Origin of the sequence: Metapseudomonas phytobenefica, assembly GCF_043392685.1 — a bacterium.
Lineage (GTDB): Bacteria > Pseudomonadota > Gammaproteobacteria > Pseudomonadales > Pseudomonadaceae > Metapseudomonas.
The window spans coordinates 33,756-49,439 of the sequence record NZ_JBHZGM010000016.1; the positions used below are offsets into that span (position 1 = coordinate 33,756).

Here is a 15,684-nt window from a genome sequence, read left to right on the forward strand (position 1 = left end):
CGTCACAGCCTCTGCATCTCTGTTCGCGTGCGTAGATTCCTACCCGAAACAGTCCATGATTACGCCTTAAAAGGGGAAATTGTTGACTGGTTTCATCATCAGTGCCGAATTGAGCCCTCCAGCCCTAGGCATTAGTTTGGTTTGGGCGGTTTATGGAGTACCGCCCTTTCCTTTACTGATGACAAGGAGTGTTCATGATGTTTCGCGTTCGAATTGCCTCGTTGCTTCTGGTGCTGTGTTCGCTGTGCTTCGGCTACTCCCAGGTTGCTGTCGCAGCGAAGAGCGATGCAGCGACGGCAGTCGCAAGTGCTTCCGTCGACGCCGGTAAACTGAACATCAACACGGCAGATGAGGCTGCGCTGCAGGAGCGGATGGTCGGTATTGGTGCGACGAAGGCCCGCGCGATCGTGCAGTATCGCGAGGAAAACGGACCATTCTCCTCGGTGGACGACTTGCTCGAAGTCAAGGGCATTGGCGTCAAGACGCTTGAGAAGAGTCGCGACATGCTGACAGCTGAGTGAGCAGCAGGTAATGCCAAGAAAGCCGCCTCAAGGGCGGCTTTTTTGCGTATGGAAAACCGGGAATCCGCAGGGGAAACATCGGTTGGCGCAGGGCGAAGCGAACTGGTAAGTCGTGGCCCGGATGAAATAGGGGGGCGGTGGGGCTTTCCCCGGATTTCATCCAGGCTACGGAACTCGGATGCAAAGAAGCAGCCCTTGGCATGTTCCGGGGGCATTTAATTTGGCTCCGCGACCTGGACTCGACGGTGCCAGCCGAACGCGCTTCAGCGCGGCCCCGAAGGGGTGAGGGACGTAGGACCGAATAACCTGGGACGTAGTCCCTGGTGAGAGTCCGGCCCACAAAGAAAAAGCCCCCGGCATGTGCCGAGGGCTTTGAATTTGGCTCCGCGACCTGGACTCGAACCAGGGACCCAATGATTAACAGTCATTTGCTCTACCGACTGAGCTATCGCGGATCGGATGCGACGTATCTTACTGATAAGAAAGGAGAAGTCAAGCGTTTGCCTGAGCTTCTCCCAAATTTTTTCAAAGGACCTGGGTGATGGCGCGGGTCACGCTTTCCAGGTTGCTGTTGTTCAGCGCGGCAACGCAGATGCGGCCGGTGCTGACAGCGTAGATGCCGAACTCGTTCTTCAGGCGTTCAACCTGCTCGGCGGTGAGGCCGGAGTAGGAGAACATGCCGCGCTGGCGAGCTACGAAGCTGAAGTCGCGCTTGGCGCCCTGGGCGGCCAGTTGCTCGACCATGGCCAGGCGCATGCTGTGGATGCGGGTGCGCATTTCGCCAAGTTCCGCTTCCCACATTGCACGCAGTTCCGGGCTGTTCAGCACCGAGGCCACCACGGTAGCGCCGTGGGTCGGCGGGTTGGAGTAGTTGGTGCGGATCACGCGCTTGACCTGGGACAGCACACGGCCGGCTTCTTCCTTCGAGCTGGTCACCACGGACAGGGCGCCAACACGCTCACCGTACAGGGAGAACGACTTGGAGAAGGAGCTGGATACGAAGAACTGCAGGCCGGACTCGGCGAACAGGCGCACTGCGAAGGCGTCTTCATCGATGCCGGAGCCGAAGCCCTGGTAGGCGATATCGAGGAACGGCACGTGCTCGCGCTCGCGCAGGACTTCCAGAACGGCTTTCCAGTCGTCCAGTTCCAGGTCCACGCCGGTAGGGTTGTGGCAGCAGGCGTGCAGGACCACGATGGAACGGGCGGGCAGGGCCTTGAGGTCTTCGAGCAGGCCGGCACGATTCACGCCATTGGTGGCGGCATCGTAGTAACGGTAGTTCTGCACCGGGAAGCCGGCGGATTCGAACAGGGCGCGGTGGTTTTCCCAGCTCGGGTCGCTGATGGCGACCACAGCGTTGGGCAGCAGGCGCTTGAGGAAATCGGCGCCGGTCTTCAGTGCACCGGTGCCACCTACGGCCTGGGTGGTTACCACGCGGCCCTGGGCCAGCAGTTCGGAATCGGCACCGAACAGCAGCTTCTGCACGGCCTGGTCGTAGGCGGCGATGCCTTCGATCGGCAGGTAGCCGCGCGGGGCGTGCGCTTCGATGCGGGCCTTTTCCGCTTCGGCTACAGCGCGCAGGAGCGGGATGCGGCCCTGCTCGTTGTAGTAAACACCCACGCCCAGGTTGACCTTGGTGGCACGGGTATCGGCGTTGAACGCTTCGTTAAGACCCAGGATGGGGTCGCGCGGAGCCATTTCGACGGCAGAAAACAGACTCATGATGCGGCAGCTCGGAGGAGGAAGGTGAGGATGGGACGCAACCCCGAACGATGTGCGCTAGGGGTTGCGCAATCGGGCCGGTATTATAGCGACCCAGACAGCTTGCGGCGACATCGCGCGCGAGCTTTCCACCAGGTATGACGCCAGTCCTGCGCAGGTGTCACATCCAAAGTCGAGGTCAGCATGTCGGAGTTCCAGCTTGTCACCCGCTTCGAGCCCGCCGGCGACCAGCCGGAGGCCATTCGCCAGATGGTGGAAGGACTGGAAGCCGGCCTTTCGCACCAGACCCTGCTGGGTGTGACGGGGTCGGGGAAGACCTTCAGCATTGCGAACGTCATTTCCCAGGTTCAGCGGCCCACGCTGGTCCTGGCGCCCAACAAGACATTGGCTGCCCAGTTGTACGGCGAGTTCCGAGCCTTCTTTCCGAACAATGCCGTCGAGTATTTCGTTTCCTACTACGACTACTACCAGCCGGAAGCCTACGTCCCATCCTCCGACACCTACATCGAGAAGGACGCTTCGATCAACGACCACATCGAGCAGATGCGCCTGTCGGCGACCAAGGCCCTGCTGGAACGGCCCGATGCCATCATCGTCGCCACCGTTTCCTCCATCTACGGCCTTGGGGATCCGGCGTCCTACCTGAAGATGGTGCTGCATATCGACCGCGGCGACCGTATCGACCAGCGCACCTTGTTGCGGCGCCTGGCTGAGTTGCAATACACCCGCAATGACATGGACTTCGCCCGCGCCACCTTCCGGGTTCGCGGCGATGTCATCGATATCTTTCCGGCGGAATCGGACCTGGAAGCCATTCGCGTCGAATTGTTCGATGACGAGGTGGAAAGCCTGGCGGCGTTCGATCCGCTGACCGGCGAAGTGATTCGCAAGCTGCCGCGTTTCACCTTCTACCCGAAGAGCCACTACGTGACGCCCCGCGAGGTTCTGCTGGAGGCGGTGGATCAGATCAAGGAAGAGCTGAAGGAGCGCCTGGAACAACTGCGCTCGGCGAACAAGCTGGTGGAGGCGCAGCGCCTTGAGCAGCGCACCCGTTTCGACCTGGAGATGATCCTCGAACTGGGCTACTGCAACGGCATCGAGAACTATTCCCGCTATCTGTCCGGTCGTGCGCCAGGCGAGGCACCGCCGACGCTTTACGATTACCTGCCAGCCAATGCCTTGCTGGTCATCGACGAATCCCACGTCACCGTTCCCCAGGTCGGGGCCATGTTCAAAGGGGACCGTTCGCGCAAGGAAACCCTGGTGGAGTACGGCTTCCGACTGCCCTCTGCGCTGGACAACCGCCCGTTGCGTTTTGACGAATGGGAGGCCATCAGCCCTCAGACCATCTTCGTGTCGGCAACGCCCGGCCCATACGAAGCCGAGCACGCTGGCCGGGTGATCGAGCAGGTGGTGCGGCCCACCGGCCTGGTGGACCCGGAAGTCGAAGTGCGCCCGGCCACGACCCAGGTCGATGACCTGCTCTCGGAAATCCGCAAGCGCGTGGCCGTCGAAGAGCGGGTGCTGGTCACCACCCTGACCAAGCGCATGGCCGAGGATCTCACCGATTACCTGGCCGATCACGACGTCAGGGTGCGTTACCTGCACTCGGATATTGATACCGTCGAGCGCGTGGAGATCATTCGTGACCTGCGTATCGGCACCTTCGACGTGCTGGTGGGCATCAACCTGCTGCGCGAAGGCCTGGACATGCCGGAAGTGTCGCTGGTCGCCATTCTGGACGCCGACAAGGAAGGCTTCCTGCGTTCCGAGCGCTCGCTGATCCAGACCATTGGCCGTGCAGCGCGAAACCTGAACGGCAAGGCGATCCTCTACGCCGATAACGTCACCGGCTCCATGCAGCGTGCCCTGGGTGAGACCGAGCGGCGGCGCAACAAGCAGATTGCGTTCAACCAGGCCCATGGCATCGTGCCGAAGGGCGTGAAGAAGGACATCCAGGACATCCTCGAGGGCGCCACCGTGCCCGGCTCGCGCAGCAACAAACGCAAGGCCATGGCCAAGGCTGCCGAGGAGAGTGCCCGTTACGAGGCCGAGCTGCGTTCGCCCAGCGAGATCACCAAGCGCATTCGCCAGATGGAGGAGAAGATGTTCCAGCTGGCTCGCGACCTGGAGTTCGAAGCCGCGGCGCAGCTGCGCGACGAGATCCAGAAGCTGCGCGAGCGGCTGATAAACCTCTAGGAGAAAGGCGCCCAAGGGCGCCTTTTTCATGGGGCCTCAGCGTCGGCCGAAGATGATCATGACCACCCCTGCAAGGGTCGCCAGGCAGGCCAGCTGGGCTGTGACTTCCAGCCGCTCACCGAGGATCAGGAACCCCAGCAGCAGTGCTACGACAGGGTTCACGAAGGCGAAAGTGGACACCAGGCTCGGCTTCACTTCCCGCAGCAGCCAGAAGTACGCGGGATAGACGCCCAGGCTGACGGGAATCACCAGGTAAGCCATCCACAGCCAGGCGTCCAGGCTTACGTTGGCCAGCTCAACGCCGCTCCAGTCGCCCCGCCAGAGGCCGAAGATGGCCAGGACCAGGGTGCCGGTCAGCATCTGCAGGCTGAGCCCCATCCAGCTGGAGCGGAAGGGTGGGCGCTGGCGCAGCAGCCAGGCGCCGATCGCCCAGAGCAGGGTGGCCAGCACGACCAGGCCGCCGGCGAACCACTGCTCGAATCCGGCGTTGCTGCCAAGGCCGTTGCCCATCAGCATCACGATGCCGCCGCTGGCCAGGGCCAGGCCGCAGAGGACCCACAGCGGCGGGCGGCGATCCAGTAGCCATTCCAGGGCGACACTCCAGAGGGGCAGGGTGGTGTAGAGCATCGCCAGCATGCCGGTCGGCAGGAACTGGTTAGCGTAGATCAGCGCTCCCTGTCCCATGGCAATCAGCATTACACCGCCGATCAGCGCGCCACCCAGGTCACTGCGCTGGACCTGCGCCTTGCCGCTGGCCAGCACCCAGCCCAGGGCCAGGGTGCCGGCGAACAGGAAACGCAGGGTGGCGATGACGAAGGGTGGCAGTTCGCGGAGGAGGAAATGGTTGGCCAGGTAGGTGGTGCCCCAGCCGATGTAAATCATGGCGAAAGCACCGATCAGCAGAAGGGTGCGGCGGGTCGAAGCGTGGGAGGACATGTACAGCCTGAAACGAATCGCGCCGGTGATCGGCGCGGGATTAGTGGGCGGCGGCGCTGGCCTCGCCAGGGGAGCCGGCGGGCAGGGCGCGGGTGAGCAGCACGGCGAGCATGCTGACGCCGAGGGCGATGCCGATGAAATGGAAGGCGTCATTGTAGGCCATGATGCTGGCCTGCTGGTGCGCGATCTCGCTGAGCTTGCCGAGGGCCGCCTGCTCGCTGCCGAGTTTCTCGGTCAGCAGGGCCAGGCGTTCGGCTACCTGCGGATTGCTCGGGACCAGGGATTCGCGCAGGTAGTCGAAGTAGACCTTGGCCCGTGCATCCAGCAGGGTGGCGAGCAGGGCGATGCCGATGGCGCCGCCGAGGTTGCGCAGGATGTTGAACAGGCTGGAGGCCGAGCCCGCATCCTGGGGCTGGATGTAGGCGGTGGCGATCAGCGACACCGTCACCATCACCAGCGGCTGGCCGAGGGCGCGGATGATCTGGATCTGGTTGAACTGCGGACCGGCGAAGTCCGGGTTGAGTATGCCGGAGGCAAAGCTGGCGTAGCCGAACAGGCCGAAGCCCAGCGCACAGAGGAACTTGGGCGGAACCACCTTCATCAGCTTGGGTACCAGTGGAATCAGGAACAGCTGCGGAACGCCCATCCACATGATCACTTCGCCGATCTGCAGCGCGTTGTAGCCCTGGATCTGCGCCAGGTACAGCGGCAGCACATAGATGGAGCCGTACAGGCCCATGCCCAGGCCAATGCTGGAAATGCTCGACAGGCCGAAGTTGCGGTTCTTCAGGATGCCCAGGTTGATCAGCGGGTTAGGGCGCGACACCTGGAGGATGACGAACAGGATCAGGCTCACCAGGGCGACGCTGCCCAGGCCGACGATCAGCTGCGACTCCAGCCAGTCCTTGCGATGGCCTTCCTCGAGGAACACCTGCAGGCAGCCCAGCCCGAGGCCGAGGGTAACGATGCCGGCGTAGTCGGTGCGCTTCAACAGCTCCCAGTGCGGGGCTTTCTTTTCCAGGCCGTACATCAGGCCGGCAATCATCAGCAGGCCCGGCGGCACGTTGATGTAGAAGATGTATTCCCAGCCGAAGCTTTCCGTCAGCCAGCCGCCCAGGGTCGGACCGATGGACGGGGCGAAGGTGGCGGTGATGGCGAACAGTGCCATGCCCTTGGCGCGATGGTGTTCCGGCAGCTTGATCAGGGTGAGGGTGAAGGCCAGCGGGATCAGCGCACCACCGGTGAAGCCCTGCATGGCGCGGAACACGATCATGCTCTCCAGGCTCCAGGCCAGGGAGCAGAGCAGCGAGGAGATCAGGAAACCTACGGACACCCAGACGGCCAGGCGCCGCGCGGAGAGCAGCTGCACCAGCCAGGCGGTGAGGGGAATCATGATGATTTCCGCCACCAGATAGGAGGTGGAAATCCACGAGCCTTCTTCCAGGGTGGCGGAGAGCGCCCCCTGGATGTCCTTGAGCGAAGAGTTGGTGATCTGGATGTCGAGGACCGCCATGAAGGCGCCAAGCATGGCGCTCATCACCGCGATCCAGTCGCGCCGGGTGGGTTCGCCCGTCGGGCGAACCAGTGCATCAGCCGGCATGGTTCTCGGCCTTCAGGTGCACCTTGACCAGAACGGACATGCCGGGGCGGATACGGCCCTTGAGCGGGTTGTCGGCGGCGAAGGTCAGCTTCACCGGAATGCGCTGCACCACTTTGGTGAAGTTGCCGGTGGCGTTGTCTGGCGGCAGCAGGCTGAACTGTGCGCCGGACGCCGCGAACAGGCTGTCCACGCGGGCTTCGATCGGGGTGTCGGGGAAACTGTCGAACACCAGTTCGGCGCTCTGGCCGGGCACCATGCGCTCAATCTGGGTTTCCTTGAAGTTGGCCTGGACCCAGATGTCGGAGTCCGGCACCAGGGACAGCAGGTGGGCGCCGACCTGGACGTACTGGCCATTGCGCGCGGCGCGCTGGCCGACGCGGCCGTCCACCGGGGAGCGGATCTCGGTGCGGCCGAGGTTGATTTCGGCCTGGGCCACTTCGGCGCGGGCGGTGGCGATCTGCGCTTCCAGGCGCTTGACCTCGGCATTCAGGGCATCGATCTGTTGGCGCTGGGCCTTGAGGTCGGCCTCGGCCTTGGCGACCTGGGAACGTGCCACGCGGGAGTCGGCGGCCAGGGTGGTGACCCGCTCTTCCGAGATATAGCCGGGCTTGCGTAGGGTCTGGGCGCGGGAGAGGTCGATCTCGGCGCGGCCAAGGGTCGCCTGGCTGGCTGACAGGTCGGCCTGGCTGGCGGCGATCAGGCTGGATTGCTGGGTCAGCTTGCTCTGCGCCTGGGCCAGTTCCGCCTCGCGGGTCGCAAGCTGGGCGCGGGCGCGCTCCAGGGCCAGCTTGAAGTCGTCGGCTTCCAGGCGTACCAGCAGGTCGCCCTTGTTCACTTGCTGGTTGTCGGTGACCAGGACTTCGTCGATCCGGGCGCCCAGCTGGCTGGAGATGCGAGTGATCTCACCCTGGACATAAGCGTTGTCGGTGGATTCGACGAAGCGGCCGATCAGCAGCCAGTGGGCGAAGAAACCGGCGATGACCACGGCCACCAGGGCGATGAAGATGAACAGGCGGCGTTGCAATTTGGCAGGCATATGAAAAACCGGGCTCGAAGTCTTTGCAGAATGTTGCGAATCTAGCAGTGTTCCGTCGTCGCAAATAGCCAGTACAATTCAGAAACTTTGTTGCTTATAGGGAACAATCATGGGGCTGGATGATGCGCTGATCTTCACCCGCGTGGTCGAGTGCCACAGCTTCACCCAGGCCGCGCAGAGCCTGGGCATGCAGAAATCCACCGTCAGCCGGCGCATCGCCCTGCTGGAAGAGCGGCTTGGCGTTCGCCTGCTCAATCGCACCACTCGCAAACTGCGCCTGACCGAAGTGGGGTTGGCCTATTACGAGCGCTGCCGGCAGATCATGCTGGACTTCGCCGAGGCCGAGCAGGCGGTGATGCAGTTGCAGCAGGAACCCTCCGGCCTGCTGCGGGTGACGGCGCCCATCGAGTTCGGCCAGTTGTTCCTCGGCAAGGTGCTGGGCAGTTTCATGCGCCAGTATCCGCAGATCACCGCCGAGGTGGAGATTACCTCGCGCAACGTCGATCCGCTCGAAGAAGGCGTGGATATCGCCATCATGATCGGCCAGCCCCAGGACTCCACCCTGATCGCCCGCAAGCTCTTCGAGAGCGCCCGGCGCCTGTGCGCCAGTCCGGCCTATCTGGCGGCCCACGGCACGCCGCGCACCGTCGAGGCGCTGGCCGGCCATCGTGCCGTTCTGTTGCCGCAGGATTCCCAGCGTTACTGGATGCTGCAGGGCGAAAGCGTGCCCTGCCAGCGCGTGCTTTATTGCAACAACATCACCTTCGCCCGGGAAGCGGTGCTGGCCGGCGCCGGTATCGCAGCGCTGCCGCTGATGTTCACCGAGCCCGCCGTGCAGCGGGGTGAGTTGATCGAGCTGTTGCCCGAGGCGCGTCTGCCCAGCGGCGAGATCTATGCTGTCTATCCGTCGAGACGCTTCCAGGCGATGAAGGTCAAGGCCTTCCTCGACTTCCTGATGCGCAGCCTGCCGGTGCAGGAAGGTCACTTGCTGGAGCCGGCGGCGGCCAGCCTGATAAGATCGCGCCTTTGATCGTCCCTCTGTTTCGAGAGCAATCCATGACCACCGTCCGTACCCGAATCGCGCCGTCGCCCACCGGCGACCCGCACGTGGGCACTGCCTACATTGCCCTGTTCAACCTGTGTTTCGCGCGCCAGCACGGCGGTCAGTTCATCCTGCGCATCGAAGACACCGACCAGCTGCGCTCCACCCGCGAGTCCGAGCAGCAGATCTTCGATGCCCTGCGCTGGCTCGGCATCGAGTGGGACGAAGGCCCGGATGTCGGCGGCCCGCATGGTCCCTATCGCCAGAGCGAGCGTGGCGAGATCTACAAGAAGTATTCCCAGGAACTGGTGGACAAGGGCCACGCCTTCCCCTGTTTCTGCACCGCCGAACGCCTCGACAAGCTGCGCGCCGAGCAGACCGAGCGCAAGGAAACCCCGCGCTACGACGGCCACTGCATGCACCTTTCCAGGGAGGAGGCCGACAAGCGTATCGCCGCTGGCGAACCCCATGTGGTGCGCATGAAGGTGCCGAGCGAAGGCGTCTGCGTGGTGCCGGACATGCTCCGTGGCGATGTGGAAATCCCGTGGGATCGCATGGATATGCAGGTCCTGATGAAGACCGACGGCCTGCCCACCTACTTCCTCGCCAACGTGGTGGACGACCATCTGATGGGCATCACCCACGTGCTGCGTGGCGAAGAGTGGCTGCCTTCGGCGCCCAAGCTGATCAAGCTCTACGAATACTTCGGCTGGGAGCAGCCCAAGCTCTGCTACATGCCGCTGCTGCGCAATCCAGACAAGAGCAAGCTGTCCAAGCGCAAGAACCCCACCTCCATCACCTTCTACGAGCGCATGGGTTTCCTCCCCGAGGCGATGCTCAACTATCTCGGCCGTATGGGCTGGTCGATGCCGGACGAGCGCGAGAAGTTCTCCCTGGCGGAGATGATCGAACACTTCGACCTGTCGCGTATCTCCCTGGGGGGGCCGATCTTCGATCTGGAAAAGCTGTCCTGGCTGAACGGCCAATGGATTCGCGAGCTGCCGGTGGAACGCTTCGCCGCCGAGGTGCAGAAGTGGGCGCTCAACCCCGAATACCTGATGCGCATCGCGCCGCATGTGCAGGGCAGGGTGGAGACCTTCAGCCAGATCGCCCCGCTGGCGGGCTTCTTCTTCTCCGGTGCGGTGCCGCTGGATGCCAAGCTGTTCGAGCACAAGAAGCTGAATCCGGATCAGGTTCGCCAGGTCATGCAGCTCGTGCTGTGGAAGCTGGAGTCCCTGCGTCAGTGGGAAAAGGACCGCATCACCGGCTGTATCCAGGCCGTGGCCGAGAGCCTGGAACTCAAGCTGCGTGATGTCATGCCGCTGATGTTCCCGGCCATCACCGGCCAGGCCAGTTCGGTCTCCGTGCTGGATGCGATGGAAATCCTTGGCGCCGACCTCAGCCGCTACCGGCTGCGCCAGGCCATCGAGCTGCTCGGTGGCGTGTCGAAGAAAGAGACCAAGGAGTGGGAGAAACTGCTCGCGGCCATCGCCTGATGGCCCTTCGGTCGGTGCGGGGAATGGCCCGTACCGGCCGAGGTCGGGTAAGTGTTTGTTCTTCCAGATAAAAAAGTTCGGCTTGTAGAAAAAATATTGTTGACAGCAGGAGGGGGCGCCCCTAATATGCGCCCCGTCCTCGCGACGGGGCTATAGCTCAGCTGGGAGAGCGCTTGCATGGCATGCAAGAGGTCGACGGTTCGATCCCGTCTAGCTCCACCACTCCCTTCAGGGGTGGGTCGCGAAAAGGCATGAAGGTTTCGTCCCCTTCGTCTAGTGGCCTAGGACACCGCCCTTTCACGGCGGTAACAGGGGTTCGAGTCCCCTAGGGGACGCCATATTCCAGCAGTATCGGCCAGGCCGGTACAGTCGAAGCAGTTCGGGGCTATAGCTCAGCTGGGAGAGCGCTTGCATGGCATGCAAGAGGTCGACGGTTCGATCCCGTCTAGCTCCACCAAATACGATGCGCCACGCATCGCAGGGGCCAGCCTAGTGCTGGCCCCGTTGTTCGAAGGTTCTGTCCCCTTCGTCTAGTGGCCTAGGACACCGCCCTTTCACGGCGGTAACAGGGGTTCGAGTCCCCTAGGGGACGCCACTTTCCAGCAGCATCGGCCAGGCCGGTGCGGCCGAAGCAATTCGGGGCTATAGCTCAGCTGGGAGAGCGCTTGCATGGCATGCAAGAGGTCGACGGTTCGATCCCGTCTAGCTCCACCAAATACGATGCGCCACGCATCACTCAGGGCCAGCCTAGTGCTGGCCTTGTTGTTCGAAGGTTCTGTCCCCTTCGTCTAGTGGCCTAGGACACCGCCCTTTCACGGCGGTAACAGGGGTTCGAGTCCCCTAGGGGACGCCACTTTCAGTTTCCCGCTCTGCGGGCTTTTCAAGGGGCATTCCAGCATGGGATGGCCCTTTTGTTTTTCAGCCCGAGAATTTCATGCGCCGACGGATGGCGGCAATTGCGGCTTGCCAATTTGTATTACACCAATAATATTATGATTGTAATTCAAAGGAGAGGCCGTCATGAGCGACAAGAAAGCCCAGACCCGCGAACGCATCCTGCAAGCCGCCGCTTCAGCTTTGTTGCAGCACGGCCCGCAGGAACCGGGCGTGGCTGATGTGATGGGCGCCGCCGGCCTCACGGTAGGGGGCTTCTATGCCCATTTCGCCAGCAAGGATGCGCTGATGCTGGAGGTGTTCGAGCAATTGCTGCGCAAGCGCCGGGACCTCATGGCATTGGTCGATCCGACCCTGCCCGCTCCGGAGCGCCGGGCCCTGGCGGCAGCCTTCTATCTGTCGCGCAAGCACCGGGACGCCACGCGCTCCGGTTGTCCACTGCCCAGTTCCCTGGGGGCGTTCCCGCAGCTTCCTGAGGTTTACCGGGCGCTGCTGGCCGAGCATCTGGAGGTGCTCAGCGCCGAGATGTGCGACAGCCCGGAAGAAGCCGACATGGCCCTCGCCGACATCGCCCTGATGGTGGGTGGCCTGGCCCTGGCTCGTGCCCTGGGTCAGGGAGACCTGTCCGACCGAGTACTGCGCGCCGCCAAATCGGCGGTCATCTGAGGAGTCCGAACATGAACAGCTTGAGTTTCATCCGTGGCGTCAACGCCACCCTCGGTCGCCTGGCCCCGCAGACCGTCGCCCGGCGCATGCGTCGTCAGTTCATGACGCCGCGCAATCTGCCTCCGCGGGATTGGGAGATGCCACTGCTCGGCAGCTCCGAACGCATCACTCTGCGCTTCGGTCTTTCCGCGCTGCGCTGGGGCAGCGGCCCCACCGTGTTGCTGATGCACGGCTGGGAAGGGCGCCCGACCCAGTTCGCCAGCCTGATCCAGGCCCTGGTGGATTCCGGTTTCGGAGTCGTGGCGCTGGATGGTCCGGCCCACGGTCGATCGCCGGGGCGTGAAGCCAACGTGGTGCTCTTCGCCCGGGCCTTGCTGGAAGCCGCAGGCGAACTGCCACCGTTGCACGCGGTAATCGGGCACTCAATGGGCGGTGCCAGTGCCTTGCTCGCCAGTCAGATGGGCCTGCGTTCGCGTGCAATGGTGAGCATTTCGGCCCCCAGCCGCATCCTCGGGCCGCTGCGCAGCTTTGCCCATTACATGGGGCTGCCGCCCAGGGCGCGGGCGCATTTCGTCAGCCTGGTGGAGCGCCATGCGGGGATTCCGGCCGCGCATCTCGACGTGCAGCGCTACCAATTGGATATCCCCGGCCTGGTGGCGCACGCCGACGATGACCCGGTAGTACCTGCTGCTGATGCCCGGATCATTCACGACGCCTGGTTCGACAGCCAGTTGCTGCGTCTGGAGCAGGGGGGCCACCAGCGCTTGTTGTCCGATCCCCGGCTGATCCGGGCTGTGCTCGCGCTCCTGGCGCAGGTAGGCCAGACCCGTGGTGCTGCTCACACCCTGAGTTGAACCTCTGCGGGGCTGGCGGGTGACCTGCCGTCGGTGCTCTACTTCCAAGGTTCATCGGTCCGGCGCTGTCTTCGGGCGCGGGGCCGGGAACTTTGCAACGTGGAGAACTGACATGAGCCTGACGATGGATGTGGTGTTGCAGCGGGCGCGACCGGTTCTGCCCGTGCTGGTGATCGAAGATACCGGGCTGGCACTGGATCTTGCCGGGGCGCTCAGCGCCGGCGGCATTGAAGTGCTGGAAGTGACCCTGCGCACGCCACGCGCGCTCGATGCGCTGGCGGCGATCCGCAAGGAATTCCCGGACCTGCTGGTGGGGGCCGGCACCCTGATCCACACCGAACAGTTCCTCGAGGCACGGGACGCCGGGGCGCATTTCGCCGTCAGCCCAGGCTGCACCGAGCGCCTCGCCGCGGCCGCCGAGGATTCCGGCTTGCCCTACCTGCCCGGCGTGATGACGCCGTCGGAAGTGCTGCTGGCGCTGGAGTACGGCTACCGTTCGCTGAAACTGTTCCCAGCCAACGGCGATGGCAGTGTGAAGATGCTGAAGTCCCTCAAGGGGCCGTTCACCGGCATCCGCTTCTGCCCCACCGGCGGGGTCACGCCGGATAACCTGCTGAGCTTCCTGCGCGTGCCCAATGTGGCTTGCGTGGGCGGTACCTGGATCGCGCCGTCGAGCCTGATCCGCGCCCGCGCCTGGGACCAGATAACCCAACTCGCCAGTGAGGCCCGCGAACTGGCCAGCAGCCTGGAGCACCATTCATGACCTGGGACATGCCCAACCCGTTCGTCATCGACATCAAGGTCGGCGCCGAAGACATCGATGGCCTCGGACACGCCAACAACGCGGTCTACGTCAGCTGGCTGGAGCGCTGCGCCTGGCGGCATTCCCAGAGCCTGGGGCTGGATCTTGCCGAATATCGCCGCCTGGATCGGGCAATGGCGGTGCTGCGGCATGAGATCGATTACCTCGCCGCCGCATATGAAGGCCAGGAACTGCAGATGGGTACCTGGATCGTCGAGTCTGACCAGAAGCTGAAGATGGACCGGCGTTTCCAGCTGGTGCGGCCGGAGGATGGCGCCACCCTGCTGCGGGCCAGGACCACCTTCGTCTGTATCGAACTGTCCTCCGGCCGACCCAGGCGCATGCCCAGCGAGTTCGTCGAAGGTTACGGCAGCGCGCTGCAGCCGCCATTCCCCCTGGAACTCTAGGCTTCAGTCCGCCGCGGGCGCGAGGAACACCTCGTGCTCGTCCTGCACGATGCGCAGATGGCGGACTTCGCCGGGCTCGATGATGGCTGACTGCGAGATGTCGGCGAACTGATCCGCGCAATGGCCGGAACCTTGCTGCGCAACCCGCAGACTCACCGCGCCGGCGGGGACCGGAACGCTCACGGACTGGCCCGGTGCGACCCGTGCTACCAGTTCGTTCTGGACGTAAAGTTCGATATCACAGGCGTTCGGGGCGTTTTCGTCCCGGCTGATCAGCAGCTCGCCGAAGGCCTCTGGCGCTGGTTGTGGCGGCGGCGACAGTAGCGCTTCGCTGGCAGCGAATACCGCGGTGCTGGCCAACATGAGTGCGGCGAGGACGGGTACGAGTGAATTCATCCGGGCAGTTCTCCTGCGCTGAAACGGTGACATTTCGACCATCAGTCCCGTTGTATGCTCCGCAGGATATTCGCCGTTCGTCATGCTGCGTAAACTACGCGCCTTTTTCCTGTGAGCCTTTCTTCCATGCAAATCGCCCTGGCCCCCATGGAGGGGCTGGTCGACGAGATCCTTCGCGATGTGCTGACCCGTGTCGGCGGCATCGACTGGTGTGTGACCGAATTTATCCGGGTCTGCGACCGCCTCCTGGCGGCCAGCACCTTCGAGAAGCTGGCCCCTGAACTGGCCGACGGCGCCCGCACCCGCGCCGGCACGCCCATGCGCGTGCAATTGCTCGGCTCCGATCCGGTTTGCCTGGGCGACAACGCGGCGTTTGCCTGCGAACTCGGCGCTCCGGTGATAGACCTCAATTTCGGCTGTCCGGCCAAGACGGTGAACAAGTCGCGCGGCGGCGCCGTGCTGCTCAAGGAGCCCGAGCTCCTGCATGCGATCGTGCGCGAGGTGCGCCGCGCCGTACCGGCGGACATTCCGGTGACCGCGAAGATGCGCCTGGGCTTCGACAGCCCTGATGGCGCGCTGGATTGCGCGCGCGCCCTGGCCGACGCCGGCGCCCAGCAGATCGTGGTGCATGCGCGGACCAAGGCCGAAGGCTACAAGCCGCCGGCGCACTGGGAATGGGTGGCGCGGGTGCAGGAAGCGGTCAAGGTGCCGGTGTTCGCCAACGGCGAAGTCTGGACCCTGGATGACTGGCGCCGCTGCCGCGAAGTGAGCGGCGTGGAAGACATCATGCTTGGCCGGGGCCTGGTATCCCGTCCGGACCTCGCCCGGCAGATCGCCGCCGCGCGTGCCGGCGAACCGGTGCGGGAAATGAGCTGGAGCGAACTCCAGCCCATGCTCCAGGACTTCTGGCGCCAGGCCCGCAAGAAACTGGCGCCGCGTTACGCGCCGGGGCGCCTGAAGCAGTGGCTGGGCATGCTCACCCGCAGCTACCCCGAGGCGGTAGCGCTGTTCGCCGAGGTCCGCCGTGAAAACGACTGCGCGCGGATCGACTCGCTGCTCGGGGGGCCGGACCTCGGCCAGGAATGGGCCGAGGCGGTCTGAGAAACCCGTGAG

14 protein-coding genes and 7 tRNA genes are annotated in these 15,684 nt (G+C 63.9%); 15 read left to right on the plus strand and 6 right to left on the minus strand.

Translation table 11 applies throughout. From position 1 onward, the window contains the following. The first annotated feature begins 194 nt into the window (after positions 1-194). Positions 195-521, plus strand: coding sequence for a ComEA family DNA-binding protein (locus ACFW0B_RS14255; RefSeq protein WP_449149193.1), 327 nt, complete (start codon positions 195-197; stop codon positions 519-521). Between the two features lie 379 nt (positions 522-900). Here the strand turns inward: ACFW0B_RS14255 and ACFW0B_RS14260 are convergent. Both ACFW0B_RS14260 and ACFW0B_RS14265 read right to left on the minus strand, forming a co-directional pair. Further along, positions 901-976: transfer RNA gene (locus ACFW0B_RS14260), tRNA-Asn, on the minus strand. A gap of 70 nt (positions 977-1,046) precedes the next feature. Then, positions 1,047-2,243, minus strand: coding sequence for an amino acid aminotransferase (locus ACFW0B_RS14265; protein WP_449149195.1), 1,197 nt, complete (start codon positions 2,241-2,243; stop codon positions 1,047-1,049). A 183-nt stretch (positions 2,244-2,426) separates the two neighbouring features. Between ACFW0B_RS14265 and uvrB the strand changes: the two genes are divergently transcribed. Then, positions 2,427-4,442: an excinuclease ABC subunit UvrB gene (gene uvrB, locus ACFW0B_RS14270; protein ID WP_449149197.1), complete on the plus strand. Its 2,016-nt coding sequence runs from the start codon at positions 2,427-2,429 to the stop codon at positions 4,440-4,442. A gap of 36 nt (positions 4,443-4,478) precedes the next feature. Here uvrB and ACFW0B_RS14275 read toward each other — a convergent pair whose 3' ends face one another. The 3 genes from ACFW0B_RS14275 to ACFW0B_RS14285 are packed head-to-tail and all read right to left on the minus strand — an operon-like array spanning position 4,479 to position 8,014. Then, entirely contained in the window at positions 4,479-5,378 is a 900-nt protein-coding gene (locus ACFW0B_RS14275; RefSeq protein WP_449149199.1) for an EamA family transporter, read from the minus strand. A gap of 40 nt (positions 5,379-5,418) precedes the next feature. Continuing rightward, the gene (locus tag ACFW0B_RS14280) at positions 5,419-6,978 is read right to left on the minus strand and encodes an MDR family MFS transporter (protein WP_459251713.1); all 1,560 of its coding nucleotides are present in this window, start codon (positions 6,976-6,978) and stop codon (positions 5,419-5,421) included. Beyond that, complete coding sequence (locus tag ACFW0B_RS14285; RefSeq protein ID WP_449149201.1) at positions 6,968-8,014, minus strand: HlyD family secretion protein; 1,047 nt, start codon at positions 8,012-8,014, stop codon at positions 6,968-6,970. The genes ACFW0B_RS14280 and ACFW0B_RS14285 overlap by 11 nt, the downstream gene beginning before the upstream one ends. 109 nt (positions 8,015-8,123) lie before the next feature. On the opposite strand from ACFW0B_RS14285, the gene ACFW0B_RS14290 reads away from it, so the two are divergent. From ACFW0B_RS14290 to ACFW0B_RS14345, 12 genes are all read left to right on the plus strand, one after another. Then, entirely contained in the window at positions 8,124-9,044 is a 921-nt protein-coding gene (locus ACFW0B_RS14290; RefSeq protein ID WP_190828647.1) for a LysR family transcriptional regulator, read from the plus strand. A gap of 26 nt (positions 9,045-9,070) precedes the next feature. Then, entirely contained in the window at positions 9,071-10,552 is a 1,482-nt protein-coding gene (gene gltX / locus ACFW0B_RS14295; RefSeq protein WP_449149203.1) for a glutamate--tRNA ligase, read from the plus strand. Positions 10,553-10,698: 146 nt separating this feature from the next. Beyond that, positions 10,699-10,774: transfer RNA gene (locus ACFW0B_RS14300), tRNA-Ala, on the plus strand. A gap of 40 nt (positions 10,775-10,814) precedes the next feature. Further along, positions 10,815-10,890: transfer RNA gene (locus ACFW0B_RS14305), tRNA-Glu, on the plus strand. 43 nt (positions 10,891-10,933) lie between these two features. Beyond that, positions 10,934-11,009 (plus strand) — tRNA-Ala (locus ACFW0B_RS14310). Positions 11,010-11,071: 62 nt separating this feature from the next. Continuing rightward, a tRNA-Glu gene (locus ACFW0B_RS14315) sits at positions 11,072-11,147 on the plus strand. Between the two features lie 43 nt (positions 11,148-11,190). Then, positions 11,191-11,266, plus strand: a tRNA-Ala gene (locus ACFW0B_RS14320). A gap of 63 nt (positions 11,267-11,329) precedes the next feature. Beyond that, a tRNA-Glu gene (locus ACFW0B_RS14325) sits at positions 11,330-11,405 on the plus strand. 167 nt (positions 11,406-11,572) lie between these two features. Beyond that, positions 11,573-12,112 (plus strand): TetR/AcrR family transcriptional regulator, encoded by a 540-nt coding sequence (locus ACFW0B_RS14330; RefSeq protein WP_449149205.1) that lies wholly within the window; start codon positions 11,573-11,575, stop codon positions 12,110-12,112. Between the two features lie 11 nt (positions 12,113-12,123). Continuing rightward, positions 12,124-12,966 carry an alpha/beta hydrolase gene (locus tag ACFW0B_RS14335; RefSeq protein WP_449149207.1) on the plus strand — a complete coding sequence of 281 codons (843 nt, stop codon included), beginning with the start codon at positions 12,124-12,126 and terminating at the stop codon, positions 12,964-12,966. 112 nt (positions 12,967-13,078) lie between these two features. Beyond that, a complete protein-coding gene (locus ACFW0B_RS14340) occupies positions 13,079-13,729 on the plus strand; it encodes a bifunctional 4-hydroxy-2-oxoglutarate aldolase/2-dehydro-3-deoxy-phosphogluconate aldolase (protein ID WP_449149209.1) in 651 nt (216 codons plus the stop codon). Beyond that, positions 13,726-14,175, plus strand: a complete 450-nt coding sequence (locus ACFW0B_RS14345) for an acyl-CoA thioesterase (protein WP_449149211.1) — start codon at positions 13,726-13,728, stop codon at positions 14,173-14,175. Before ACFW0B_RS14340 ends, ACFW0B_RS14345 begins: the two co-directional genes overlap by 4 nt. Positions 14,176-14,178: 3 nt before the next feature. Here the strand turns inward: ACFW0B_RS14345 and ACFW0B_RS14350 are convergent, their stop codons facing one another. Beyond that, entirely contained in the window at positions 14,179-14,571 is a 393-nt protein-coding gene (locus ACFW0B_RS14350) for a hypothetical protein (protein WP_449149213.1), read from the minus strand. Positions 14,572-14,697: 126 nt separating this feature from the next. Here ACFW0B_RS14350 and ACFW0B_RS14355 point away from each other — a divergent pair, with 126 nt between their 5' ends. Continuing rightward, positions 14,698-15,672: a tRNA dihydrouridine synthase gene (locus ACFW0B_RS14355; RefSeq protein ID WP_449149215.1), complete on the plus strand. Its 975-nt coding sequence runs from the start codon at positions 14,698-14,700 to the stop codon at positions 15,670-15,672. Positions 15,673-15,684 lie beyond the last annotated feature (12 nt).